At 61.8% G+C, this 25033-nt stretch carries 30 protein-coding genes; 15 read left to right on the forward strand and 15 right to left on the reverse strand.

The window, feature by feature from the left end; translation table 11 throughout:
- The first annotated feature begins 152 nt into the window (after nt 1-152).
- From G3T16_RS10995 to G3T16_RS11030, 8 genes are all read left to right on the forward strand, one after another.
- The gene (locus tag G3T16_RS10995) at nt 153-815 is read left to right on the forward strand and encodes a hypothetical protein (protein WP_163495307.1); all 663 of its coding nucleotides are present in this window, start codon (nt 153-155) and stop codon (nt 813-815) included.
- Nucleotides 816-934: 119 nt separating this feature from the next.
- A complete protein-coding gene (locus tag G3T16_RS11000) occupies nt 935-1201 on the forward strand; it encodes a DksA/TraR family C4-type zinc finger protein (RefSeq protein WP_163495308.1) in 267 nt (88 codons plus the stop codon).
- 6 nt (nt 1202-1207) lie between these two features.
- Nucleotides 1208-1627 (forward strand): secondary thiamine-phosphate synthase enzyme YjbQ, encoded by a 420-nt coding sequence (locus G3T16_RS11005; protein WP_163495309.1) that lies wholly within the window; start codon nt 1208-1210, stop codon nt 1625-1627.
- A gap of 281 nt (nt 1628-1908) precedes the next feature.
- The gene (locus G3T16_RS11010) at nt 1909-3051 is read left to right on the forward strand and encodes a Fic family protein (protein WP_163495310.1); all 1143 of its coding nucleotides are present in this window, start codon (nt 1909-1911) and stop codon (nt 3049-3051) included.
- Nucleotides 3052-3091: 40 nt separating this feature from the next.
- Nucleotides 3092-3301: a PIN domain-containing protein gene (locus G3T16_RS21115; protein WP_197911645.1), complete on the forward strand. Its 210-nt coding sequence runs from the start codon at nt 3092-3094 to the stop codon at nt 3299-3301.
- The gene (locus tag G3T16_RS11020) at nt 3298-3798 is read left to right on the forward strand and encodes a YybH family protein (protein ID WP_163495311.1); all 501 of its coding nucleotides are present in this window, start codon (nt 3298-3300) and stop codon (nt 3796-3798) included. The genes G3T16_RS21115 and G3T16_RS11020 overlap by 4 nt, the downstream gene beginning before the upstream one ends.
- Complete coding sequence (locus tag G3T16_RS23370) at nt 3728-3997, forward strand: YjbQ family protein (RefSeq protein WP_232059039.1); 270 nt, start codon at nt 3728-3730, stop codon at nt 3995-3997. Before G3T16_RS11020 ends, G3T16_RS23370 begins: the two co-directional genes overlap by 71 nt.
- 150 nt (nt 3998-4147) lie before the next feature.
- The gene (locus tag G3T16_RS11030) at nt 4148-4378 is read left to right on the forward strand and encodes a hypothetical protein (protein WP_163495312.1); all 231 of its coding nucleotides are present in this window, start codon (nt 4148-4150) and stop codon (nt 4376-4378) included.
- Nucleotides 4379-4404: 26 nt separating this feature from the next.
- Here the strand turns inward: G3T16_RS11030 and hpaI are convergent, their stop codons facing one another.
- The 6 genes from hpaI to hpaE are packed head-to-tail and all read right to left on the reverse strand — an operon-like array spanning nt 4405 to nt 9058.
- Nucleotides 4405-5208, reverse strand: a complete 804-nt coding sequence (gene hpaI, locus G3T16_RS11035; protein ID WP_163495313.1) for a 4-hydroxy-2-oxoheptanedioate aldolase — start codon at nt 5206-5208, stop codon at nt 4405-4407.
- Nucleotides 5209-5222: 14 nt separating this feature from the next.
- A complete protein-coding gene (gene hpaH, locus G3T16_RS11040) occupies nt 5223-6026 on the reverse strand; it encodes a 2-oxo-hept-4-ene-1,7-dioate hydratase (protein WP_163495314.1) in 804 nt (267 codons plus the stop codon).
- A gap of 2 nt (nt 6027-6028) precedes the next feature.
- Complete coding sequence (locus tag G3T16_RS11045) at nt 6029-6397, reverse strand: 5-carboxymethyl-2-hydroxymuconate Delta-isomerase (RefSeq protein ID WP_163495315.1); 369 nt, start codon at nt 6395-6397, stop codon at nt 6029-6031.
- The gene (locus G3T16_RS11050) at nt 6397-7227 is read right to left on the reverse strand and encodes a DODA-type extradiol aromatic ring-opening family dioxygenase (RefSeq protein ID WP_163495316.1); all 831 of its coding nucleotides are present in this window, start codon (nt 7225-7227) and stop codon (nt 6397-6399) included. The genes G3T16_RS11045 and G3T16_RS11050 overlap by 1 nt, the downstream gene beginning before the upstream one ends.
- A complete protein-coding gene (locus G3T16_RS11055) occupies nt 7224-7538 on the reverse strand; it encodes an aromatic ring-opening dioxygenase subunit LigA (RefSeq protein ID WP_163495317.1) in 315 nt (104 codons plus the stop codon). Before G3T16_RS11055 ends, G3T16_RS11050 begins: the two co-directional genes overlap by 4 nt.
- 2 nt (nt 7539-7540) lie before the next feature.
- Entirely contained in the window at nt 7541-9058 is a 1518-nt protein-coding gene (gene hpaE / locus G3T16_RS11060; RefSeq protein ID WP_163495318.1) for a 5-carboxymethyl-2-hydroxymuconate semialdehyde dehydrogenase, read from the reverse strand.
- A 197-nt stretch (nt 9059-9255) separates the two neighbouring features.
- On the opposite strand from hpaE, the gene G3T16_RS11065 reads away from it, so the two are divergent.
- On the forward strand, nt 9256-10044 hold the full coding sequence (locus G3T16_RS11065) for a fumarylacetoacetate hydrolase family protein (protein ID WP_232059040.1): 789 nt from the start codon (nt 9256-9258) through the stop codon (nt 10042-10044).
- A gap of 74 nt (nt 10045-10118) precedes the next feature.
- Complete coding sequence (gene hpaR / locus G3T16_RS11070; RefSeq protein WP_163495319.1) at nt 10119-10556, forward strand: homoprotocatechuate degradation operon regulator HpaR; 438 nt, start codon at nt 10119-10121, stop codon at nt 10554-10556.
- A 135-nt stretch (nt 10557-10691) separates the two neighbouring features.
- On the opposite strand, the gene G3T16_RS11075 is transcribed toward hpaR, so the two are convergent.
- Entirely contained in the window at nt 10692-11468 is a 777-nt protein-coding gene (locus G3T16_RS11075; protein WP_163495320.1) for a helix-turn-helix transcriptional regulator, read from the reverse strand.
- Between the two features lie 95 nt (nt 11469-11563).
- Here G3T16_RS11075 and G3T16_RS11080 point away from each other — a divergent pair, with 95 nt between their 5' ends.
- Entirely contained in the window at nt 11564-12376 is an 813-nt protein-coding gene (locus G3T16_RS11080) for a phytanoyl-CoA dioxygenase family protein (protein WP_163495321.1), read from the forward strand.
- 26 nt (nt 12377-12402) lie between these two features.
- Here G3T16_RS11080 and G3T16_RS11085 read toward each other — a convergent pair whose 3' ends face one another.
- Together G3T16_RS11085 and G3T16_RS11090 are read right to left on the reverse strand one after the other, a co-directional pair.
- Nucleotides 12403-13047 carry a prolyl hydroxylase family protein gene (locus tag G3T16_RS11085; protein WP_163495322.1) on the reverse strand — a complete coding sequence of 215 codons (645 nt, stop codon included), beginning with the start codon at nt 13045-13047 and terminating at the stop codon, nt 12403-12405.
- 17 nt (nt 13048-13064) lie between these two features.
- Nucleotides 13065-14534: an autotransporter outer membrane beta-barrel domain-containing protein gene (locus G3T16_RS11090; RefSeq protein ID WP_163495323.1), complete on the reverse strand. Its 1470-nt coding sequence runs from the start codon at nt 14532-14534 to the stop codon at nt 13065-13067.
- A 282-nt stretch (nt 14535-14816) separates the two neighbouring features.
- On the opposite strand from G3T16_RS11090, the gene G3T16_RS11095 reads away from it, so the two are divergent.
- Genes G3T16_RS11095 through G3T16_RS11105 form a run of 3 tightly spaced genes read left to right on the forward strand, consistent with a single transcriptional unit; the run spans nt 14817 to nt 18770 of the window.
- A complete protein-coding gene (locus tag G3T16_RS11095) occupies nt 14817-16289 on the forward strand; it encodes a serine/threonine-protein kinase (RefSeq protein ID WP_163495324.1) in 1473 nt (490 codons plus the stop codon).
- Between the two features lie 55 nt (nt 16290-16344).
- Nucleotides 16345-18588 carry a caspase family protein gene (locus G3T16_RS11100; RefSeq protein ID WP_163495325.1) on the forward strand — a complete coding sequence of 748 codons (2244 nt, stop codon included), beginning with the start codon at nt 16345-16347 and terminating at the stop codon, nt 18586-18588.
- Nucleotides 18576-18770 carry a hypothetical protein gene (locus G3T16_RS11105; RefSeq protein WP_163495326.1) on the forward strand — a complete coding sequence of 65 codons (195 nt, stop codon included), beginning with the start codon at nt 18576-18578 and terminating at the stop codon, nt 18768-18770. Before G3T16_RS11100 ends, G3T16_RS11105 begins: the two co-directional genes overlap by 13 nt.
- Nucleotides 18771-19022: 252 nt before the next feature.
- Here the strand turns inward: G3T16_RS11105 and epmB are convergent, their stop codons facing one another.
- From epmB to G3T16_RS11130, 5 genes are all read right to left on the reverse strand, one after another.
- Nucleotides 19023-20036, reverse strand: coding sequence for an EF-P beta-lysylation protein EpmB (gene epmB / locus G3T16_RS11110; protein ID WP_163495327.1), 1014 nt, complete (start codon nt 20034-20036; stop codon nt 19023-19025).
- A 100-nt stretch (nt 20037-20136) separates the two neighbouring features.
- Complete coding sequence (locus G3T16_RS23095; protein ID WP_163497062.1) at nt 20137-20274, reverse strand: transposase domain-containing protein; 138 nt, start codon at nt 20272-20274, stop codon at nt 20137-20139.
- Between the two features lie 275 nt (nt 20275-20549).
- A complete protein-coding gene (locus G3T16_RS23100) occupies nt 20550-20708 on the reverse strand; it encodes an IS66 family transposase (protein WP_163495328.1) in 159 nt (52 codons plus the stop codon).
- A 35-nt stretch (nt 20709-20743) separates the two neighbouring features.
- Nucleotides 20744-21586 (reverse strand): glutathione-dependent disulfide-bond oxidoreductase, encoded by an 843-nt coding sequence (yghU, locus tag G3T16_RS11125; RefSeq protein WP_163495329.1) that lies wholly within the window; start codon nt 21584-21586, stop codon nt 20744-20746.
- A gap of 269 nt (nt 21587-21855) precedes the next feature.
- A complete protein-coding gene (locus G3T16_RS11130; protein WP_163495330.1) occupies nt 21856-22554 on the reverse strand; it encodes a GntR family transcriptional regulator in 699 nt (232 codons plus the stop codon).
- Between the two features lie 408 nt (nt 22555-22962).
- Between G3T16_RS11130 and G3T16_RS23105 the strand changes: the two genes are divergently transcribed.
- Nucleotides 22963-23145 carry a CoA transferase gene (locus tag G3T16_RS23105; RefSeq protein ID WP_197911646.1) on the forward strand — a complete coding sequence of 61 codons (183 nt, stop codon included), beginning with the start codon at nt 22963-22965 and terminating at the stop codon, nt 23143-23145.
- A gap of 22 nt (nt 23146-23167) precedes the next feature.
- Here G3T16_RS23105 and G3T16_RS11140 read toward each other — a convergent pair whose 3' ends face one another.
- Complete coding sequence (locus G3T16_RS11140; RefSeq protein WP_163495331.1) at nt 23168-24745, reverse strand: AMP-binding protein; 1578 nt, start codon at nt 24743-24745, stop codon at nt 23168-23170.
- Between the last annotated feature and the right edge of the window lie 288 nt (nt 24746-25033).

Consider the following 25033-nt stretch of genomic DNA (forward strand, 5'->3'; position numbering starts at 1 on the left):
TTCTGTAGCTTACCGGGTTCCACAACAACCAACAAACTGGTGACACGATGACCCGATACTTGCCCCCACACCCTGCCGGACCAGGCCCAAACCGATCGCTGCGCAAGTGGGCATCAGCTATTGTTGCCTCGGTACTGCTGGCAGGTGTTGCTGTGCAGGCACAGGACCCCGATATTCTGACTGAATTTACCCTTGATGATAACAACGCCACAGTTGAGGTAATGAGCGTCAACCTTTCCAACCTGGGCATCAACAATTTCAGAGATATATTTGTAGATGGCGACCCTTTCACCACAGGCCCCACTGCCTTCGATTTCACCACCCAGTTTTTCACGCCCTCGGTGAGTGGCTCCTATGTTTTTGGGCAGACGGCCTCACCGGTCGACACCGTCCTGCTGGTCTACGAAGGCAGCTTCGATCCTTTGCAACCAGGTGACGGTCTGGCTAGTTACAACGACGATCATGGGAACCAGATTGGCGAGGTCTCGTCCTTTGGATCTGCAACTGGCTCAACTCTCGGCGACCTGCCTGTCACCATTGTAAGTTGCCATTCAACCAATACTCTTCCGGCCCGCTGCCCCATCGTGGAGATGGAGCTGGTGGCTGGCCAGCGCTACCAGGTTGTTGTCTCTACCTTCAGTTCCGGGACTGACCTGACCTTACCGCAGGACTTTTTCGTCTATGGGCCGGGTACCGTGCTCGTTGGAGCGCCCTCTGCGATCCCGCTCAACAATCCCTGGGCGCTGTCGCTGCTCGCCCTGCTGGTCTTGAGCCTGGGTTTGGCATACTCGCGGCGCGCGACCAGCGCAGTCTGATTGCCGCTGGTTGGCCATCCTCGCCAAAAAGGGCGTTGCAGTGGGGTGACCCTCTCTTTGTGCCCGAGATTTGCTCCGGGTGCTATGATTAGGGCAGTGGGATCAACGAGGAGACTTTCGTGGCCGGAGGTTTTGCCAAAGATGGTGCGGTCCAGGAGCAGATCGATGCCAGCCTGGAGGACGAGGTAAAGCGGGCACGCAGCCGGCTACCTCAGGGCGAGAGTGCGTTTAAATGTGAGGAATGCGGTACCGCAATCCCCGAGCCCCGCCGCAAGGCAATCCCGGGCATCAGGCGATGTGTGCCATGCCAGGAGAATATTGACCAGGATCAAGTACTTTACGCCGGCTATAACCGAAGAGGCAGCAAGGATAGTCAGCTCCGGTAGTCGCTCATGCCAATTAAACAAACCGAAATCACATTGCGTGCGCGCTCGCGCGGCTTTCATCTGGTTACCGACGAAGTAACAGCGGCGCTGCCCGATCTCGGCGCAACAGGAGCCGGACTGCTGCACGTATTTATCAAGCACACGTCCGCTTCCCTGACCATCAATGAAAACGCGGATGCCACCGTGCGCCATGATTTTGAAAGTCACTTCAATGAGATGGTGCCGCAGGATGCGCCCTATTATCGGCACACGCAGGAAGGTCCCGACGACATGCCGGCCCACCTCAAGGCGAGCCTGCTGGGAAGCAGTGTTTCCATACCCATTACCAACGGCCAGTTGAATATGGGCACCTGGCAAGGGATTTACCTCTGCGAACACCGGGACCACGGTGGCGCGCGGCGGCTGGTGCTGACGTTGAGTTATTAGGTCGTTGGCTTGCGCAAGCTTCCCCCAAATCACCTGGTGCAGGGCCAATCCCTCAACCAACGCCGCCTGGCCGAACGGGGCATAGGTTTTGGCGAGCTTTGGACCTGCTTAGTCGCACCCTCGCCCACCAGGGGTTCCTTCCCACTGATGGCGAAGCCGTGGTCCTGACATAAGCACAAGGAAATGTCAAAAAAACGTAAATTTCTGACATAAGACTTGTGTCCATGTTCTATCCTGACATATGATTCATGGTATATCAGAATAAGGCCAGTTTTTGACATATGAATATCGCAGACTTCAAGGCAGGCCGCTACGAAAATCGCTATGAGTACAAGGCGTTTCTGCCCGAGCCCGTCTCTCACGAATGGATCATCTCTGATCCTGAGCTGACGGATTTGCTGGGTCGTGCCGACCGTGCGTTGGGCGAGCTGAATGCCTTCAGTCAGCTGATCCCCGACATCGATTTTTTTATTCGCATGCACGTAGCGAAGGAGGCCACTCAGTCCAGTCGTATCGAGGGAACTCAGACCAATATCGAAGATGCCTTCAAGGATGCCGATGATCTGAAGCCGGAGGAGCGGGACGACTGGACGGAGGTCCAGAACTATATTCGGGCGATCAACTTCGCTATAGCGTCTTTAGCGACGCTGCCCCTGTCAACACGTTTGCTGCGTCAAACTCATGCCGAATTGATGCAAGGTGCGCGTGGTGAACACAAGCAGCCCGGCGAATTTCGCATCAGTCAGAACTGGATCGGTGTCAGCCTGAAAAATGCTGCTTTTGTGCCCCCTCACCATGATCACCTACCCGAGCTGATGAGTGATCTGGAGAAGTTTCTGCACGTCCAGGATTTTTTTGTGCACCCACTGATTCGCATCGCAATCGCACATTACCAATTTGAAACCATCCATCCCTTTTTGGATGGTAACGGCCGGCTAGGGCGATTGATGATTTCACTCTATCTGGCCTCCGAGGGGCTCTTGCACAAACCCGCGCTTTACCTATCGGACTATTTTGAACGCAACAAGACCGCTTATGTGGATCATTTGATGGCCGTTCGCCACGGTGACCACTTGCGCGAATGGCTGGTTTTCTTCCTGTTCGGTATAGAAGAAACCGCTCGCGCCTCGGCATCGGTGTTCCGCGCGGTTATCGACTTGAAGCAGCGTATTGAAAGGGACGTGTTGCCGCGCTTCAGTGCGCGCCGCCAGGACAGCGCCCACCACCTCATGCGGCACCTTTATGCACAGCCCGTTGTCGATGTGAAATGGGCGACTGATATTATTGGCGCATCGACAAATACGGCAGCATCGTTGATTGCCGACATGGTTTCATTTGAGGTGCTGGTCGAAGTCACCGGTCAGCGCCGCAATCGTCTCTTTGTATTCAAGGATTATTTAAACCTTTTTAGGTCACAACCTTGAGACAGCCACCTGTACTTTTGCAGACAATCGGGAGTGAGCAATGGCGGAACAAAAGCGGGTAGCACTTCTTATCGACTGTGATAACGTCAGTCACAACGCCATTGAGGGGGTTTTGGGGGAGCTCGCTGCCCACGGCATGGTCAATGTCCGCCACGCCCATGGCGACCTGATTCGCGCCACCGAATTGTTCGAGGTGGATATGCGAGGTACCGCCATGTTCATCAGGGATGCACGGAGGCAATCATCATGAAGCCGGTCCTGGCCTGGGTGGTGCCGGTTCTGCTTGTCACCGCCCTGTGTGTGGCTCCGGCGGCGGGCAGCGAACCGGCGGAGAAACTGTCGCGACTTGAGCAGCAGGTCATCGAGGCCGAACAGCGCTTCGCGGCGAGCATGGCCGCGCGGGATTTTGCCGCCTTCCAGTCCTTCCTGGCGGAGGAGGCGGTATTCTTTTCCGGGGCGACAGTGCTGCATGGCAAGGTCGCGGTCGCGCAAGAGTGGGGGACTTACTTCGAGGGCGAAAAGCCGCCCTTCTCGTGGTGCCCCGCCCGGGTAGTGGTGCTCGCCTCCGGGACGCTGGCCCACAGCAGCGGCCCGGTGCTGAATCCCGAGGGCGAGTGCGTGGCGACCTTCAATACCATCTGGCGCCGCCGCGGCGAGCAACGCTGGGAGGTGGTTTTTGACAAGGGCGAGCCGGGTTGCGCCGCTGGGTCCCGGTGTCTGGAACCACAGGCGAACCGATTTCCCTGACTCTTTTTTTGGCAGGCCCGGTCGCTTACAGAACCCCGACGCCATGCCCGCCCACCTGAAAGCGAGTCTGCTGGGAAGCAGTGTTTCCATACCCATTACCAACGGCCAGCTCAACATGGGTACCTGGCAAGGGATTTACCTCTGCGAACACCGGGACCACGGTGGTGCGCGGCGGTTGGTGCTGACATCGAGTTATTAGGGTTATTACCGCAGCCCCCGCTGGCGGCCAGTAAATTGGCAGCTTTCCCACTTTCGCCTGGTTGAGAGAGTGGAAGTGCTGGCTTGAGCTGTGCTCCCAAGTGGTGTGGAGATAATGTATGGTTAATTGCTAGGTTTCCCGGGGGAGCAAATGAGCAACACGTCCAGGCACAAACAGAAGCGGTCGGCGCAGAAATCACCCCGAGGCACGAAGGCGCCGCGGCGCTGGACCCTCGGCCACCTGATGTCAGCGTTTTTTATGGGCGTCGTGCTCGGTTTCCTCATCGGCTACGAGTCGGGTGATCGGGGTGATCCGGGCGAGCGGACCGACGGGTACGGCCGGTCGCCCGATGATCCGCACTACTCGCATGACCATCCGTGACGAGCAAGCCCTGACAGGCACCTGCTTCAGTAACCCGCCTGGGGCGCCGGGTTGGTATCGGTCTCCCCCGGCCGTTGCTGCAACACCCGTTGCATCCCCTGAACCAGAATCATCGTGTCCACCCCGATGCCGACAAAGTCCGCGCCCTGGGCGATATAGTTGTCCACCAGCTTGGGGTCCAGGCACAACAGGCCGGCGTATTTGCCCGCCGCCTTGATGCGTGACAGCGCGTCGGAGATGGCTGCCACGACGTCCGGGTGGCCGGCGTCGCCGATATGCCCCATGGAGGCGGACAGGTCGGAGGGGCCGATAAATACACCGTCCACCCCCTCCACGGCCAGGATCTCGTCCAGGTTGGTCATGGCGTCTGTGGTTTCCACCTGCACGATCAGGCAGATTTCCTCATTGGCCTTGTGCAAATAGTCGGGCACGCGATTCCAGCCGGCGGCGCGTGCCATGGAAGTGCCCAGCCCGCGCTTTCCTTCAGGCGGGTAGCGCAGGGCCGTTACCAGCGCCCGGGCCTGGGCGGCGCTGTCCACCATCGGGACCAGGAAACTCTGTACGCCGATGTCCAGCAGCTTCTTCAGCAGCGCCGGGCTGCCCTCTACCGGCCGCACGATGGGAGCCACGGAGTAGGGAGCCATGGCCTGCAAATGGCCCATGATGTCGCGCAGTTCGAAGGGGGCATGTTCGTGGTCGATCAGTAGCCAGTCGAAACCCGCGCCGGCGGCGATTTCCGCCACGCTGTTGTCCGGCAGGCCCAGCCACAGCCCGTACTGGGGCCGGCCGGTGGCCAGGGCGCGTTTGAATTTATTGATGGGCAGTTGCATGCGGTATCCCGGTTCTATTGGAAAGTGACGTTGATTTCACCGAACGGGCCGTAGTCCGCCCGGATGCGGTCCCCGGCACGCACTGCCACCGGGCGAGTGAAGGAGCCGGCCAGGATTACCTGGCCGGGTTCCAGGCCTATGCCCCAGGGGGCAAAGCGCTTGCACACCCAGCGGATGCCGTGAGCCGGGTGGCCCATCACGCCCGCCGCCAGGCCGGTCTCCTCGATCTCGCCGTTGAGGTAGAGCGCGGCACCGGCCCAGGGCAGGTCCACGCTGTTTGGGTCGATGCGGGACTCGCCCAGAATGATGCCGGCGTTGGCCGCGTTGTCGGCGATGGTGTCGAATACCTTGCGGGTGTAGCCGGTGTTCGGGTCGGTGCGATAGCTGCGGGCCGCGATCAGCTCCAGCGCGGGCACAACGTAGTCGGTGGCCGCCATCACCTGCTCCACGGTGACGTTCTCGCCGAACAGCGGTTGCCGCAATACAAAGGCGAATTCCACCTCGATGCGCGGGTCGGTGAAGTCACCCGCGCTGATGGTGCCGCCGTTGGGATAGAGCATGTGATCCAGCAGTACCCCGTAGTCGGGGGTGTCGATATTGACCGCCATCTGCATGGCCCGTGAGGTCAGGCCGATCTTGTAGCCTATGACCTTGTCGCCCGCGGCGATTTTTTGATCCACCCAATGCTTCTGCACGCGATAGGCGTCGCCCAGATCCATGTCGGGGTAGCTCAGGGTCAGGGCCGGGATTTGTACGCGCTGGCGCTCGGCCTCGTGCAGTTGTTCAGCGGCGTCGGCGATTTGCTGCTCGGTGAGCATGATCAGAGACTCTTCCTGTTGAATTTGACGTCCGGGTCCAGCTCGCGCATCTCGAAGGACACCGCCAGGGGCCGGCTGTCGAGCAGGGGCTGCAGGTGTTGGATCAGGGTGTCAAACAGCTGTTCGCCCACGGTCATGCGGGTGTCCAGGTCGCGGCCGTGGCCGACCTTCACGCTGAGATTGACGAAACCGTTGTCGGGGGAGCCGTCGCCCACGCGAAATTCCTCGCAACGCAGCGCGCGGCTGCGGATGCCGGCCAGTGGAAACACACCGCTGTCCGCGGCCACGCGGTGCATCTTTTGCATCAGTGCCGCCAGGTTCAGCTGCTCCGCCGGCAGGTTGGCGGAGTACTCATAAATGAAATGTGCCATCAGTTGACCTCCGGCAAGTCCACTATTCCCACGGTGCAGCCCACCGCGAAGATGGGGATAGGGCGGTAATAGTGCACCGTGGCCAGGGTGCCGGCGGTGGCGCCGGAGACCGCGATATAGGTGCGGATCTCGAAGCCGCCCTGGCCGGCCTCGAGGTAGGTGCGTTCGTCGCTGTAATCCAGCAGGCGCTCACGGTCGTTGCTGCTCCAGCGCTCCAGGAAATCCTGATCCCATGCCGCGTCGATCTTGCCGGAGTCGGGCGTGGCCGGCCAGTGGGAGATGCCCCCGGTACCGACAATGGCGATACGCTCGGGCACTGCGTCACAGGCCCTGCGCAGGGCCTCGCCAAAGGCCCAGGCCCGGTGCAGCGGGGTCAGGGGTGGCCCCTGGCAGTTGATGTTTACCGGAATGATGGGTAGGTCGTAGTGTGGCGTGAGGAAGTGCAGCGGGACCATGATGCCGTGGTCGCACTTCCACTCCTGGGCGTAGGCCAGGTCGATCTCCTGCATGGTGTGCTCAATGAGGCGCAGGGACAGGTCTGGATTGCCCGGGATATTCTGGCGCTCTATACCCAGCCACTTGGGATCCTCGATCGGGCCCTGGTAGTCCTCCGCCATGCCCATGCAGTAGGCCGGCATGTTGTTCATGAAGAAGTTGGCGAAGTGTTCCGCGGCGATGATTATCAGTGCATCGGGGCGCGAGGCCTCCAGTGCCCGGCGCATGTCATCCATCGCGGCATAAAAGGTGTCGGCATCATCGGCCTGGGCCATCGCCTTGCGGCCCGTAATGCCCGGGGCGTGGGAACACACGCCAGCGAATACCAGACTCATATTGCCCCCTTGCCGTCAGTGGTCGCATACAGGCCCGCGCGCACATTGCCGTGTTCCTCCAGGGCCGTGCGCATGGCCTGGATATAGTCTGGCCAGGCATAGCCGCACAGGGCGGCGTAGTGCATCAGCAGTTGCCCGTTCACGCCCATGATATACAGCATGCCGATATCCGGTTTCTTCAAGGTCGCCAGTTCCTCTTCATCCAGACGGTAGTGCTTGAGCACGCTGTCGGGGTCCTCCAGGTACTGTTGCTGCAGCTCCGGCTCGCGGTTCAGCTGGTACAACAGCTTTTGTACGTAGTACAGGCTCATGGCTAGCGTCCCAACACAGGTACTTTGTGAATGTCGTGGGCGATGCACACGTTCTTGGTTTCCATATAGAAATCAAAGCTGTAGTCGCCGCCGTCGCGGCCGATGCCGCTCATCTTCGCGCCGCCGAAGGGCGAGGGCAAGTTGCGGTTGTTCTCGGAGTTGACCCAGATCATTCCGGCCTCGACCCGGTTGGCCATGCGCAGGGCGCGGCCGGTATCGCCGGTCCAGATGTAGCCACTGAGTCCGTACTCGGTGTCATTGGCAATCTGCAGGGCCTCTTCCTCGGTGTCGAAGCTGATGGCGGTGAGCACCGGGCCGAAAATCTCCTCGCGGGCGACACGCATGTTGTTGTCGGCCTGAGTAAAGAGGGTGGGGCTGACATAGTTGCCGGGGCCCAGGTCTTGCCGCCGCGTGCCACCCACTGCCACCGTGGCGCCGTCCTCGCGGGCGATGTCCATGTAGCTCATTACCTTTTCGAAATGGCCGCTGTGTACCAGCGGGCCGACTTCCGTGGCCGGATCCAGCGGGTGACCCACCCGCAGCGCCTTGACGCGTTGCTCCAGGGCGGCGATGAAATGGTCGCGGATGCCGCTCTGGATCAGCAGGCGGCTGCTTGAGGTGCAGCGCTGACCATTGAGGCTGTAGATCATGAACACGACAGCGTCCAGGGCGCGCTCGAAGTGGGCGTCATCAAACACGATGACCGGATTCTTGCCGCCCAGCTCGAAGTGGACGCGCTTTAGCGTATCTGCCCCCTGGCGCATGATGTGGCTGCCGGTCGCGGACTCGCCCACCAGCGCCACGGCCTTGATCGCGGGGTGCTCGGTCAGGGCCTTGCCCGCGGTCTCACCAAAGCCATTTACGGTATTCCACACCCCTGGAGGGATGCCTGCCTGCAGGCTGATTTCCGCCAGCAGCATCGCAGACAGCGGACTCAACTCGGCGGGTTTGTGCACCACGGTGCAGCCCGCTGCCAGCGCCGGGGCGATCTTCCAGGTGGCCAGCATGAACGGGGTGTTCCAGGGGGTGATGACAGCGACCGGACCCAGGGGGCTGCGGATGGTGTAATTGGTGTGCTGTTCCTGATGCAGTGCCAGGCCGTTGCGCGCTTCCGGCGCCTTGTCGGCGAAAAACCGGAAGTTGGCGGCACCGCGCTGGGCGGCCTGCTGCATGAAGCGAATCGGTTGGCCGCAGTCCATGCTCTCCACCAGGGCGATCTCCTCTGCGCGCTCGACAATCAGGTCGGCGAAGTGGTGCAGCAGCTTCTTGCGCTCGGCGCCCGGCATGTCGCGCCAGGCGGGGAAGGCGTCCCGGGCGGCCTCGCAGGCGGCGTTGACGTCGTCGGCGGTGCCTGCGACCACCTGGCCCAGGGAGCTGTTGTCACTCGGCGTGAGGTTGCTGAACGTCTCCGCGCCCGGTGGCACCCGCATCTCCCCGTTGAGGTAGTGCCCGGTCACCTGGTCGTGAAAGCGCTGCAGGTAGCCCTCGGCAGCGGATTTGTTGCCTTCAAAGTCGGCCATGATGGAGCCTCGCTGGCTGAGTAATAGTAGCGGTATCGCGGAAATAAATGTAACATGTTAAGTAGTTAGGGGCAAGTAAAGGCCCGTCGAGGCCTCCAGGTCTGGATATTCATCGGGTAATATTCATTGCTTCGCCAGCTTCGCGAAAAGATCTGGCAAAAAATGGTTAACTGGTTAAATATAATTGAGGTGTCAATATGCGATTTCTGACGTGCAGCCTGGGCGGCTGCGAGACCTGGGGAGTGGCCGCGAACGGCGGTGTCATCGACCTGGGGGCGCGCTTCGGTGGCGATCTGCACCAGGTGCTGCGCGAAGGGCAGCTGGCCCGAATGATGGAAGCGGCCGCAACGCTGGATCCCGATGCCAGCCTGGACGAGATCGTCTACCTGCCACCGGTGCGCACACCGGAGAAGATCGCCTGTATCGGCGTCAACTACGCCAACCGCAACGCGGAATACAGGGACGATAGTGCCGACCCGGAGTGGCCCAGCCTGTTCATGCGCACGCCGGACTCTTTCACCGGCCACGGCCAGCCCCTGTGGCGTCCGCCAGAGTCCGCGCAGCTCGACTACGAAGGCGAAATCGTGATCGTAGTGGGCAAGACCGGCCATCGCATCCCCGAAGATCAGGCGATCGGGTACATTGCCGGCCTGACGCTGATGAACGAGGGCACCCTGCGCGACTGGGTCCGGCATGCCAAGTTCAACGTGACCCAGGGCAAGAACTTCGTCCACTCCGGCAGTATCGGCCCGTGGCTGGTAACGGCCGACGAGTTCGCCGGCTACGGGGATTTGACGGTGACCACGCGCGTCAATGGCGAGCAGCGCCAGCACGATACCACAGCCAACCTGATGTTTCCGTTCAGCTTTCTGATCAGCTACCTGTCGCGCTTTTTCATCCTCAAGCCCGGTGACTTGATCTCCACCGGTACTCCCTGGGGCCGGCGCCCGCTTCGACCCGCCCCGCTACCTCGCACCGGGAGATGAAGTGGAAGTGGAGTCACCCGGCATCGGTTTATTGCACAATGGCGTGATCGACGACCCGACGGTATAGGTACCCCATGAGACAGTTTGATCGTTCCCTGCCCATGGCCCTGCTCAAGGCCCGGGAGGCGGTGATGAGGAAGTTCACGCCACATTTGCGCGAGCACGGTCTTTCCGCCCAGCAGTGGCGGGTGCTCCGCGCCCTGGTGGAATCCGGAACCCTGGACGCCACCGAAATCGCAGAACGCTGCGCCCTGCTGATGCCCAGTCTGTCACGGATCGTGCAGAACCTGGAAAAGCGGGGGCTGATTGTCCGGGTCGCCAAGCGGGCCGATCTGCGTCGCAGCCTGGTTTCCCTTACGCCCCAGGGGACAGCGCTGTTCGAGAAGATCGCGCCCCAGTCGGAGGAGCGCTACCGCTATATCACAGAAAAATTCGGCTACGGCAAACTGGAGCTGTTGTACGAGTTGCTGGACGAGTTGGTGGAAAAGCTGGAGGACGACAGCACCGCTTGACCCCAGTGCCCTGAACCGAACTTTCGATTCAGGACACTGGACTCTGCCGTGAGCTTCGGTACCCACCGCGCTCCGAGCCCGCCCCTGCGTTGGCCCATTGGTGGCTCTGTTGGCGAGGCTTTGTCCGGCCCCAGGTCAACGCGTCAGCGTGCAGCCCAGGCACAGCGCGAACAGCTCGTTGAGGCTGCTGATCTGCAGTTTGGCGAAGGCGCGCTTGCGCAGGGTCTCCACGGTGGAGGTTTTTACGCCCAGGTCGAGGCCGATGCCGGCATTGGTCATCCCCAGTAGCGCGCGGGCGCAGACCTGGGATTCGCGCGCGCTGAGACTGCCGCCAAGGCGCTGCAGGATCCCCTCCAGAGTGCCCGCTTCAGGCAGGGTGGCGGCCTGCCATCCCTGCGGCGGCAGCAGCGCGAAGTGGTGGAAAAGCAGGGCCTTGAGCAGTCGTGCCAGGGCGCTGAAGCGATCGATATCCAGCGCGGAAAACTCGCCACTGGCCCGATCCCGGTAGAAGTTGATGACCAGCCAGCGGGCGCCGTCGCGGGCGAGAATGGACAGGCGGTCGATAAGCCCGAAGTTGTCATAGATCTCGCTGCGATACAGGGCGTCGGATATGTCGGCGGCGCGCAGGCGAATTACCAGGGCAGCGTCCTCGCGGGAGCTGCCGCTGCGCACCAGCTCGGTATTGGGATCGTGGCGATAAAACAGGGATTGTTCATAGGCGCGGCCGGCCCTCGCCGCCAGTGGTTCAGCGCTGCGGCTTTGCGCTGCGATCAGCCGGGGCACCAGTCGCGGATCGAACAGAAACACGGACATATGGTCAACGACCAGTTCCCGGTAAACAAAATCCAGCACCGTACCGGTGAATTCGGGGGCGTCCAGTTGCTCGATCAATTCACTGACGCCATCGAACAAGATCTTGACCTCCGGGCCGCCTGTACCTGATTCAGGGGACAGACGAGCGCTGCACCCTGGCCTATTCTGTTTATAATCAATATTGGGAGATAACAATGATAAGTCAGAAGCAAATTGAAGAATACCAGGCCAATGGCGCCATTTGCATTCGCGGTGCAGTGCAGCCGGCCATGGTCCAAACCATGCTGGAGCAACTTGACAGGCACCGTGCCAGCGGCGGTGATCCGGCCACGGCAGAGACCAGGGAGCTGGCCTTCAGCGACCGCTATCTATACCGCAATCACGCCTGGATGCGGGATTTCATCTTCCGCGCCGGGATTGCGGAAATCGCCGGCCGACTTATGGTCTCCCGCACGGCCCGCGTCTATTTTGACCATGTTTTCATGCGCGATGGCGGTACCTCGGCCACCACCCCCTGGCATCAGGACCGGCCCTACTGGCCCTTCCGTGGGCGCCAGATCGCCTCGGTGTGGGTGGCCCTGACTCCCTCCGATGACAACTCCAGTGCAGTGCACTTCGTGCGGGGCTCCCACCGGTGGGAAAAAGTCTACAAGCCCCAGGCCTTCGGCACCAAGGCCGTCTGGGCCAGCGATGCCATCGGGGAAGAAATACCGGACTTCTGGCAGGACCGGCAGGGCCACGAACTGCTCAGCTGGGCGACGGAGCCTGGCGACGTGGTGGTATTCGGCGGGGACATCCTGCATGCGGCGGGGCGCAACGCGGCGCGCGACCGGCGCCGGGCGGCGCTGTCGATCCGCTACCTGGGTGACGACGTGAGCTGGGACCCACGGTCGGGCACTGACCCGATCATCACCCAGGATGATGTGAAGATCCGGCCCGGCGAGCTGGCCAGTGGAGACGAAAATGCGTTTCCGCTGGCGTGGCAGCTGCAGGACGGTCCGGCTTGATCAAGTGAATGCGGGCATCGGCACCCTCAGCTTGTGCCGCCGCGGACGTGGGGAAGGGATTGCTCCCTGAACCACAGGTTACAGGCCCATTTCTCCCCCTCCGTCACCGGTGCGCCGCCATGCAGGCTGTCGGGATGGCGCTGGTTGGTGCCGGGAAACACATTGTGAAACAGTACCAGGCGGCCCTGGCGGGCGGGGATCTCCAGCCCGATTTTGGGGAACACGGTGCCGCCCCCCGCGGTAACCGTATTGAGGTATAGCAGGCAGGTCGCCAGGCGCTGGCCGCCGCGGGCCATGCAGCGCTGGCCACGCTCGGTGCCGGCGTCCCAGGCATCGTAGTGGGGTGCGTACTGCTGGCCGGGACCGTAGTGGATCACCTGCAGGGATTCAGCGCGTTCCAGCGGAATACCGACCAGTGCGCTGATGCGCCGACACAGAGACAGCACCGGCGGGCTGGCGTCGTGCCTGACCCAGCAGTTGCGACCGCTGCGGCCGGCACTGGCGATGCCCTGCCTGGCGTCGCTGACCAGCGCCTGTTGCAGGCGGGGCGTGGCGATGGCCAGCAGACTGGCCACTTCCTCCTCGCTGGCGAAGTCGTCGATCTGCTGGACCAGCGGCAGCTGGTGGAGAAGTCTGCCGGTGGCAAAGCTGTGGCTGGCGGCGGGTTCCATGGTCGTGACAAAGCGCCTCAGAACACGCCGCGCAGGCCCAGGGTGACCACATTTGCACTGGTGTCAGACAGGCCGACCGTGCTGTTGTACTGGACGAAACCGAACAGGCCATTGGCAAACTGCGCGGACAGACCCAGGGTCAGTTCGAAGAAATTCTCGTCGGGGTCGTCGGTGGGGGTGCGGAAGCTGATGGTGCTGCCCGGCTGGGCAAAGGCGTAGCTGTATTCCAGCGCCTGCGATTCATTGTCGAACTCGTGGCGCCATTCAACTCCCGCATAGGGCTGCAGCACACCAAAGCCGGTGCTGGTGGCGTGGCGCAGCATCACGCCGACGATTGACTGCACGGATTGCGTATCCTGGTCGCTGTAGCGCAGAGCCAGGCCGCCGCTCGCGTTTGCCTCGCGCTCTTCGAAGCCGTCGATATCGATATCCAGGTAGTCCATGCCCGCGTACAGGTCCAGCGTGGTCGCGCCGCTGCCGAAGATTCTGCCGCCGGTGAGCTGGCCACCCAGCTGGCTGCTGTCGGTACTGCCGTCGAAGCGTCGGTCCAAAGTGAGGCCTGCGCCTGTGCCGGTGGCCTCGGGCGCGGCGGCGATAGAGGTCAGCCGCACGAGATCGAAGTCATTGCGACCGTAGCTGAGAATGCCGTTCAGATAATAGTCTTCCAGGCCGTAGACAAAGAAGCCGGACAAGCTGTAGCCATCGCTTTCTATCTTGCCGCCGGCGGAGCTGCTCACCAGGGCACCGGCCGGGTCGCGGTCCAGGTCCACGTCATAGCTCGCGTAGCCCAGGGCAAGCCCCAGCGCCAGGCCGTTGTCGAAGGCGTAGTCGGCACCCAGGGTCAGGCCGTAGGAATCGAAATCGTAGCCGCTTTCATTGCTGGTCTGGTCGCGGTCGCCCCAGCCAATGGCCGCATTGCCGAACCAGGCCCAGCCGGTATCGGCGTCGCGGTCAGCGCTCGCACCGGTGCCTCCGGCGGGCGCGCCCGCGTTTGCTGCCAGCCCCTCAGCCAGGTCCATGCCGTTGAAGTTGAAGGCCACCGGGGACAGGGTGCTGCGGGCACCGCGGCGAATCGCATCCATGCGCACTCCGAGGTTGGTGAACTGGCGGTTGGTACTCTCGGTGGCCAGCCGGGTCTGGCTGGAGACTTCCTCTCCGGAGAACTGGCGGATGGCGTCGAAAACATCATCGGGGCTGGAATAGCCATAGCCGTTGGGCGGTGTGGTACCGGTCAGGCCCAGGACGGTGCCGGACATTTCGCGACAGCGATTGAACAGGTCCTGTCGTTCCGCTGTTTGCGGGCCGGCGGCCCCCAGTTCCAGGCAGGTGGCCCGAATGGCGTTGCCGGCATCGACAATAAACTGTGATGCTCCCTGGTTCTCGAGAATCTGACCAACATCGGTGGCCTCCAGCCGCTGCGCCTGCGTCAGCGTCGCCGAACCGAGCAACAGCAGGCCGACCACCCCACCCCTGATTTTCTTCTGCATCCCTCTTCCCCTCGTGATTGCGCCCCGGCAGGGGCCGTCGACTGATAGTTATTCTGGTCCTGTGCCGCCGGTGCGGGAACTGACAGCGGGACGGTTTAACCTGGAAAGTGTAGCCCAGCCTGTTCCGGGCGCAAACACTATTGCCGGCCTGATCGCAAGTAACCATGGCGGGGCGGCCCGGCCCGGCCCGCTTTTCATCCCCGGTCCACTGGAGTAACCTGTGGTCAGGCTTATAATGGTGAGGTACACGCCAGCCGGGTCAACATCGCGAGGCCACTAGCCGTGGATACGACTTACGGGGTGACGCTGCAGGGGGATGATACTGCCGAGGCGCCCCCGGTGTACAGCAAGCCCCAGCCCGCCCCTGCTCCCGGCATGGTGCTGCGGGGTCGTTTTGTCCTGGAGCAAATGCTCGGCTCCGGCGGCATGAGCAAAGTGTTCCTTGCCCTGGACCGCGAGCTGGAGGATTCCAACCCCTATGTCGCCATCAAGGTGCTGGGCGACACGTTCAAGGATCACCCGCAGGCGCTGACTTCGCTGCGCCGCGAGGTGAACAATTCCCGCCAGCTCAACCACCCCAATATTGTCGGCGTCTACCACTTTGACCGCGACGGCGACATTGTCTTCATGGTGATGGAGTACATGCGCGGCCAACCGCTGGACGAGTTCCTGCGCAAGCACCCGGAGGGCCTGCCCTGGGACGAGGCATGGCACATCATCCACGGCTGCGGCGAGGCGCTGGGCTATATGCACCAGCACGGTGTCATTCACTCGGATTTCAAGCCTGGCAATGTATTCCTGACCGAGAACAACGAGATCAAGGTGCTGGACCTGGGTATCGCCCGCACCCTGGACGAGACACTCGCAACACAGAACACCACCCGGTTTGAGGCCGAGGCGCTGATGGCACTGACGCCGCAATACGCCAGCTGCGAGATGTTCGAGGGACAGCCGCCGGACCGGCGCGATGATATCTATGCGCTGGGCTGCGTGGCCTACCAACTGCTGACCGGCAGGCATCCCTTTGATGGCGCCCGGGCGATCGATGCCCGCAGCAACGGCCTGGTGCCGATGCGTCCCGCCGGCCTGCGCAACAGGCAGTGGCAGGCTCTTCTGCAAACCCTGGCGCACCGGCGCCGCGAGCGTACCACTACCGCTGCCGGGTTCCTCGATGCGTTCGGCCCTGTGTTGCGCGGCAAGAACGCGGCGCCCTGGATCGCGGTGTCGGTACTGATGCTGGTAGTGGTGCTGGCCACGGGGGGCTGGCAAATGTACCGGGGGTCGCCGGAGCAGCGATTTATCGACGAGCTGCTGGTGCAGTACCGCGACCTGGGAAATTCCGGGACTGGAGATCAGCAGCTGGGGCTGTGGCTGGAACAGGGCGCGCAGAATGTCGCCCTGGCTACCGCTGCCTACGCCAGCGAGGAGTTCGATCGCGGCAATTATTTTCTGCATGGCGGCACCAGCTCGGCGCACTGGGTTTACGATCTGGTATTGCGGCAGGCTCCGGATGAGGCCAGCAAGCGCGAAGCGGCCCAGGGGATGCTGGAGTTGGCTGCCGCCTATGAGTTCCCGGTCCAGCGTCTGCTGGAACTGGAGCGCGAGCGTGAGGCGCTGGAGCTCGCCTGCCGGGGCCTTTCCGTCAACAAACATAATCGCGGGCTGCGTGAGCTGCTGTCAACATTGTTGGACAGGGTGGCCAATCCCGGCAACCTCAGTGCCTGCAAGGCGCTGCCCGGGAACCTGCTGCGCTGAGCAGTGCCCGAGCACTCACACAACCCGCGTCAGGATCCGGAGGGGGACGAATACCATGAAGCACCTGCAGCTGTATCTGATGACAACCCTGCTCATCTGCACCGCCACCAGTCTCGCCCAGGCACCCGTGGTCGACACCCCGGAGCGCGACAGTGCCGAGTTCAAGGAGTTCGAAGTGGTGCCCTGCCTGTTGCCACCGCGGGTACGCCGGCTGGGCGGCCTGGTCTATCCCGAGCGCCGGCAACTGGTGCAGACCACGGCCAAGGCCTGTGAGTTGCGCGGGGGTGAATACACGGTCTATGACCGGGCGACCCCGGAGTCTTCTATGGCCTTCTTTCTGCCGCTGGCCGAGGAGGGCGACCCCGTCGCCCAGACCCAGCTGGGTGAGGTCTATCAGTATTTGTTTGCCGAGCCGCGCTATGCAGAGGCCCTGAGCTGGTACCAGCGGGCGGCGGAACAGGGTCATGTGACCGCGTTGCGCCGGCTGGCCCATCTGCATGAAAACGGGCTGGGAGTGGAACGCGACACGCTGCTGGCCACCAACCTGTGGCGTCAGGCGACTGGCCTGGCGGATGACCTGGTACTGGCTTCCAGCCTGGACGCGGCCAGAACCGAGGCCGAGCAGCGGGTGGCGCAACTGACCGGCCAGCTACAGCAGCGCAATGCCGAAGCCGACGCGCTGCGGCTGGAGCTGGCCCAGGCCCGCGCCGGCATGGCCGGGCGGCGCGATCAACTGCGGCAGGCACAACGAGAGCTGCAGGCACTGCAGCAGCAATTGGCCGCCGCGCGCAGCGAGCAGAGCAGCAGCGCTCCGGGACGGGTGACGGCGCTGGAGCGGGAGTTGCGGGAGCGCCAGCAGACCATTGATGACCAGCAATTCCAGCTGGACAGCTTGGAGGCCACGCTGGACGCACAGCAGGCAAAGCTGCTGGCCAGTGTGCGACAGGTGGAGTTGGAAAACCGCCGCCTGCAGAGCGAACTGGAGCGGGTGTCGGCCATGTCCGAGCTGGAGCTGGCCGAGGCGCGCGAGGCCCTGGCAACGCGTGACCGGGAAATCAACCGCCTGCGTGAGGAGCAGGCCGCGATGGCGACCGAACTGGAGCAGCGGGAGCTGTCCCTGGCGGCGCTGGACCAGCAGCTGGCCCGGCTGCACGATGCCGCCGACAGCGGTGCCCGGGAACAGGCCCGGCAGTTGGAGGCTGAACGCCAGCGCCAGGCCCGGTTACTGGAGGACAGCCGCCGGCAGATCGGCACGCTGAGCAGCGAGCTGGCCGGGATAGAGACAGAGGCTGACAGTTTGCGCGTGCAACTGGACGTGGCGCTCAACGAGAAACAGCAGGCGGAGGCCAAACTGGCCCAGACCGAGTCGGCGCTGGTAACCCTGCGCCAGCAGGCAGCTGCTGCGGAGCAGGATCTGGCAGCCCTGCACAGCGAGCTCGATGCGACCCGCGCCGAGCGCGACCAGCTCAATGCCGCCATCGCCGCCGCCAGCGCTGACGAGACCGGGCGCAGCGCCGAACTCCAGCGTTTGCGCGAGGCCCTTGCGGCCAGGGATGCCGAGCTGGCCAGGCAGCAGGCGGCAATCGCCGAGGTCGATGCCCGGGCCCGCCGCTACCGCCAGGAAGTGGCGGAGCTGCGCGAACAGTGGAACCTGCAGGTGGCTACTCGCAGTGTGATGGAGCCGTTGCCGGATACCTCGCGGCTGCGTATCCCCAAAGATATCAAGGTGGGCAGGTATCATGCGCTGGTCATCGGCAACAACAACTACCAGCATCTGCGCAAGCTGAGTTTTGCCCACAACGATGCCCGGGCGGTGCACGAGGTCCTGACCCAGCGCTACCGCTTTGAATCCGAGCTGTTGCTTGATGCGACCCGCGGCGACATCTTCCGCCGGGTCGATGCGCTGAAGGAATCGCTGCAACCGCAGGACTCTCTGCTGATCTACTACGCCGGGCACGGCGCCGAGGATGGCTCCGACAGCTACTGGATGGGGGTCGACGCCGTTTCGGCCTCTCCCGGCGCACAGGAAATGTACGGTGTCTCCAGCAGTGCCCTGGCCCGCTGGCTGGCGCTGCTGCCCGCCCATCACGTGCTGGTGATCGCGGACTCCTGCTATTCCGGCCGCGGCATCGTTACCTCCGGTGGCATAAAGCTGCGCGAGGAGGAAATCCAGAAGAACCTCAAGTTCTACCTGCAGAATCGGGCCCGCACGGTGTTGACCTCGGGCGGTGTGGTGCCGGTACCGGACGGGGGAGCGGGCGATCATTCGGTCTTTACCAGGGCCTGGTGGGGCTGCTGAACCAGAACCAGGGGGTGCTGTTCGACAATGACCTGTATGCCCATCTCAAGGAGCGGGTGCGCTATGGCACCGATGCCAACGTGACGGTGCCGGAGCCGATCTTTGGCCGCATCGAGATCAACGACGGCCACGGCTCGGGCCAGTTCGCCTTCTTGCACCCCAATCTCACCGGCCGGCGCTAGGGCGCCGCCAGATTGGTCAGAAGTGCCTGAAAGGTGAGCGGAACTTTGACTCACTCCGGCGTCAGGTCGGCGTCCTGGGAGGGTGCTTTCGAGACCGTTTGCAGCATGGATGCTGCAACCGAGCCCCCATGGACGGGTTTACGGCGTGTCTCGAAAGCACCCTCCCAGGATGCCGACCGAGCTACGAAGTCCAAAAATCCTGAAGTAAGGGCCATTCGTCTTAAAGGAGATTTTGGCGGGGTCAGCCAGCAGTTACAGCAATACCTTGGCCGGCGCGCCGGCGACCTCGCGTACCAGTTTCGGCAGCAGGTAGCCGGGCAGCCGCGCTGCGATTTCCCGATGTAGTTCGCGCGCACGGGCTTCACTGACGTCGAAATGCGCCGCACCGGCCACCTTGTCCAGCAAATGCAGGTAGTAGGGTAGTGCGCCGGCCTCGAACAGGCGCTCGCTGAGCGCGATCAGGGCTGCCGCGGTGTCGTTGATGCCGGCCAGCAGGACCGACTGGTTGAGCAGCGTGATGCCGGCGCCGCGTATCCGGGCAAAGGCCTGCGCTACCTGGGGGTCAATTTCATTGGCGTGGTTGCTGTGCACCACCATGACAGTCTGCAGCCGGCTGCTGCTAAGCGTCTCCAGCAATTGTGCAGTCACCCGCTCCGGTATCACGATGGGCAGGCGGGTGTGTACCCGCAGCCGCCGCAGCTGGGGAATGTCTGCCAGCGCCTGCACCAGCTCGCGCAGCGGCTCGTCGCCGGCCACCAGCGGGTCGCCACCGCTGAAGATCACTTCGCTGATACTGCGGTCGGCGGCGATGGCGGCGAGGGCTGCGGGCCATTCGGCGCGGCTGTTCTGGTTGTCGGCGTAGGGGAAATGGCGGCGGAAGCAGTAGCGGCAGTGGATGGCGCAGCTGCCGGTTACCAGCAACAGCACGCGGCCGTGATATTTGTGAATAATGCCCGGTTGCGGGTTGGCGGCGCCGGTCTCGCCGGTCGGGTCGGAGCTGAATCCCGGCGCTGTCAGTAGCTCTTGTTGGCTGGCCAGCACCTGCAGCAATAGTGGGTCTTGCGGATCCCCGGGCTGCATCCGGCGGGCAAAGGCGCGCGGCAGCCGCAGCGGGAAGTCGCGCGCTGCCTGTTCGCTCCAGCCGAGCTGGTCGGCGCTCAGTTGCAGCAGCTCGAACAGCGCGGCGGGCGAGGTGATCAGGTCGCGCATCGCGGCGCGCCAGTCGCTGGGGGCGGGCGCCGGATGGCAGGCGATGAGAGCGGACATGGTTACTACTCGTTTACTCACTGGGCCAAGGCTGGCGATCGCTGCCAGCAAATTCTAGGATATCATGCTCTGTAAGCAATGGGATGGACTCCTCCTCACCCTACCAATTCGGCGTCGTTGCGCCAGAATGGTAGGTGGCAACCAACCATTCAGAGGATGAGGAAAGGTCTGACTGTAGGGCACCCGGGAAGCGCGCCAGCAAATCACCCAGGTAAGCCTGCGGGTCCAGACCGTTGATTTTCGCCGACTGGCCATCACGTTCGCACCGCGCAGGCCACTACGCAAGGAACCCGCGAACAGCCAGTTGTTTCCAATGGTCAGGACCGGACCTGGTTGTCCTCCCAGTTGGGTTATCCATGGATAGATTACCACCGTCCAGGTAATGGACCAGGGCCGCCCACCATTTCATGAATTGATGGCCTTCGCAGCCCGTGCTCCACTCGTCAGCTGTGATCGCTGACCCGCGAGCCAGTCGAGCAGGTGCGCAACAATGGGTCGGGCCTGGGTGTCATGTCACGCAACCGCTGTCTCTCGTCTGGCGGGCAGGTCATTGGCCTCTCGCTCACTGTCATAGAGCGTGCCGATATAAATTAACGCTTTCTCGGCGATGGGGCTTTGGCTGCGCCCGATCAGCTCGTGGAATTTGCGTCGGGCCCGTGCCCAGCAACCCACTCAATCAGAGAATCCCTAATCCATAAACCAGTGTTTTAGTCCAGATCACTGGCGCTGTGACGCTCGGCCAAGTTAGTATCTTCATCGCCCCAAGTGCGATTGACGCGTCGACCTCGTTGCACCGCTGGACGTTCGCTGATTTCCTTGGCCCAGCGTTGTACATTGGTGTATGAGCCCACGTCCAGAAAAGCAGCTGCATCGTAAAGCCTGCCCTCCGCCAAGGCGCCATACCAAGCATAATTGGCTATGTCAGCGATATTGTACTCTTCGCCACAAAGATAGCGGCGTGAGGCCAGGTTGCGATCCAGGACATCAAGCTGACGTTTTACCTCCATGGCATAACGGTAGATGGGGTACTCGAATTTTTCCGGCGCATAAGCGTAGAAGTGGCCAAAGCCGCCCCCTAAAAAGGGGGCACTGCCCATCTGCCAGAACAGCCATGACATGCATTCTGCTCTTTCAGCGGGTGTGGTAGGCAGGAATGCCTCAAATTTTTCTGCTAAATAGACGAGAATCGCACCGGATTCAAATACTCTGATGGGCGGTGTTGTACTCTTGTCCATGAGTGCAGGTATTTTGGAATTTGGATTCAACTGGGTGAATCCACTACCAAACTGGGCGCCCTCTAGTAGGTCGATTAACCAGGCATCGTATTCGGCACCCGTTTTACCCAGAGCCAGAAGTTCTTCAAGCAGCACGGTGACTTTTACGCCGTTCGGTGTCGCTATTGAGTATAGTTGTAGCGGGTGCTTGCCGACGGGAAGTTCTTTCTCATGCGTCGCTCCAGCCACCGGTCGATTGATGTGGGCAAATTTCCCGCCGTTTTCCCGGTCCCAGGTCCATACTTTTGGGGGGGTATATCTGTCTATTTTACTCATTGGGTTTTGGCCTCCATTGCTCGAAGCGCTGTCGGCACTTCGAGACGGGTTGTACGGACACTGCGTGACGTGCCGCAATCTCACGGCTTGGTAACTCCTCAGCGCAAGCCAGGGCAAGCTGCACCCTCTCTTTCTCTGCAGCCGACAGGGTTCGTGGGCGCAACCAACCGGGCAACTCAGAGCGCTCTTCCACAGACAACTCAAGCTTGATCCGCTTATGTCCATCCATCACGGCCTCACCTCCCAATGGTTGACTTGATGGCAGACGATCACCCATTAATTGAACGAACTTTTGGTAAGCGACACTCGGAGTCAATGACGAGATCTGGGCGGACCGATGCCCAATGGGCACGTGCGTCCATAATATGCGCCTTCATCGCGATCTCGGCCTCCATAGAGTCCCTTGAAGTGATCGCCTTTGCTAGCTGGCGGTGTTGACGAAAACTCCTGCGGAGGTCCTCTATGGAGTAATTCTTGAAGGTCCTGTGAGCGGGCACTTGGGATAGCCGGTGGATGGACTCGGCAAGGACGCTGTTCCGGGCTGCTTCGACCACGAGGTCGTGGAACGAGTTGTTCAACTCAGATACACGTTCAACCACGGGAATTTCGCCCCGCTCAAGCAACTCGTCCATGCTGTCGCAGACCGCATGTAGGGAACGCAGGGTCTCCTCCGTTGCGCGATGGGCGGCCATTGACGCAGCGAGACCCTCCAGAGTCGCTCGCACCGTGTATGCGTCGAAAACGCGTACGTCGCTCCAAATTGCGACGGTCACGCCCTTGTTCGGTTCAGAATCGAGAAAACCCTCGGCGGTGAGAAGCTTGAGAGCCTCGCGTACCGGAGTGCGGCTCAATGCCAAGAGTGCGCTCATATCTCCCTCGCGGACTCTAGAACCCTGAGGAAGGCGTCCATCCAGGATTTGTTCACGGATCCGTGTGTAGGCGCGCAGCGTTGCTGTCATGCCGGTCATAGTCTGCGCTCCAAATCCTGTCTAGGTGGAAAGAGGCTGGCCTTCGGAAGCAGGCTATCGATCACGCGATCACGCTTCTGGGGTGGCCGACGGAAGTTGCCCCGATCCGCGTAAGGCCGGCCTCGGCGGCTCGTGGTATCATCTCGACCTTTACGTTGGTCGAGAGTACCTGAGAGGGGTCCTGAATCCCGACCTTGGCTAAAAACCTCAACGATCTCGACCTTCCTCGGTTCATCCATGGGCATGTCCCCGCCGAATTTGTATGTATCTCCCACTGATTGCATGCGAGAGATCTCAATATGCACGTGAAAAATCAAAATTCTACCGAAATATCCATCATTGTACACAATTAATGCAAGTTGAAGATGTAAAAAATTTAACACTGAGAATCCCGCCCCACTGGATGAAGTGCGGATCCTGGAACTGGGCCAGCTTGTCCCTGGTCCGTACTGCGGACAGGTCTTCGCAGGCTCTGGGGCCCACGTGGTCAAAGTCGAAGTCCCGGCGTCGCGACACGATGTACGAATGGGCGTCCGCTTTGATGGTCGCTCGCTGCTGTGGAGCGTCATCGCTCGCGGCAAAGACGGGTGATTGTTCTACCTGTACCCAGACGCTATTTGGGGCCCATCCCTATCTCCAATATACGCTTGCGTAGAACATTCTTCTGTATCTTGCCGGTGGAGGTCTTGGGCAGGTCGGAAAAAATAATTCTGCGTGGGACCTTGTAGCCCGCCACACGTTGGCGAACGTGAGCGGCAATGTCGTCGGCAAGGTCCTCCGGACTGGCATCGACACTTGTCCGGGCGGTCACATAGGCGACGACGATCTCGCCCCACTTCTCGTCCGCCATGCCGACGACGGCAGACTCGATCACAGAAGGGTGGGAGTCGAGGGCCTGCTCGACTTCGACTGAGGCGACGTTCTCACCGCCGCTGATGATGATGTCCTTGCTCCGGTCGCGCAGTTCGACGTAGCCGTCGGGGTGCATGACGCCGAGGTCACCGGTGAGGAAGCAGCCGTTGCGGGTAACGGCCCGGGTCGCCTCCTCGTCTTTATAATAGCCGAGCATGACCAGGTTGCCGGACGCTGCTATCTCGCCGACGGACTGTCCGTCGGGGGGCACGCTGTTGCCATCCGTATCAAGTACCTTCAACGGTCGGTTGACGATGTTGCTAGTACCCTGCCTGGCCCGCAGCCTTGTGCCGGTCTCCAGGGGAAGGTCGTCCCATTGTGGCTGCCATTCATTGATCACTGAGGGTCCGAAAGTTTCGGTCAGTCCGTAGAGGTGGGTGACGTGCAGGCCGAGGGCGTCCACCCGCGCTAGCAATGCAGGTGAGGGCGGTGCGCCGCCGATGTACACGTCAACCCGGCCGGGCAGCACGCTCGCCGACGGTTCCTCTGCAATCATCGTCAGGACGGTGGGTGCTCCGCAGAAGTGCGTGACGCCCTCTTCGCGCAGCATCCGCCAGATACCACTTGGGCTGATGGCACGTAGGCACAGGTTGGTCCCTCCGCCGGCGATAACCGCCCAGGTGAAGCACCAGCCGTTGCAGTGGAACATCGGCAGCGTCCATAGGTAGGTCGAGCCAGTATCGAGGCGTGTATGGTGGGCCATCGCGAGCGCTCCGAGATAGGCGCCGCGGTGGTGGAGCATTACGCCCTTTGGAGGTCCGGTGGTGCCGGATGTATAGTTGAGCGAGATCATGCTGTGCTCGTCGACTTCCTGGCGATCGGACGGGGCGGCGTCAATGGCGGCCAACCACGTCTCGTAGTCCTCAGTTCCACCACCCTCCAAGATCAGCGGTATACCGGCGGCCGTCGCCAGTTCACGCGCTCGGTCGGAGAACTCTCGGCTGGCCACAAGCAGCGACGTCTCAGAGTGCTTAAGGATGTAGGCCATCTCGTCGGCGGCGAGCCGCGTATTGACAGGCACCAGTACCGCGCCGCGCAGCGGGACGCCTTGATGTAATTCGAGTTGGATATGGCTGTTGGTGCACAGTGCCGCGACCCGGTCACCGGGCTTGATGCCGGAACTTGCCAGCGCAGACACCAATCTGTCTACTCGCGCCGCGAGCTCGGCATACGTGAAGCGCACCTGCCCGTCGACCACCGCAGTCCGCGCCGCGAAAGACGCGGCCGATCGATCAAGGAAGCTGGAGGGTGTCAACGGGGCAAAAGTGAATTGGGCCATGGGCTCTTCCTTCTTACGGCTGATTCGATATGTCTTCATTTGTGTTGAAAGAGATGTTGGATTCAGCCGGTCAACGCAACAGCTCTGCCATTCTGACTGCCGGTGATTGAACACCAGAGTTATGCCTGGCCGGTTGTTCAGTGCTCTTGCATCAATTGCGCGCCTGTCTGCCAAACTCAAACAGTATGCCTACTTGACGGGTACATCAGGCGAGCTGTGCCGCTTGCCCCATCCATGTTCACTTCCCGCCCGGCCCATTTTTACTCTCTCTCAGGGATTGCATGCGAT

Source organism: Kineobactrum salinum, assembly GCF_010669285.1.
GTDB lineage: Bacteria > Pseudomonadota > Gammaproteobacteria > Pseudomonadales > Halieaceae > Kineobactrum > Kineobactrum salinum.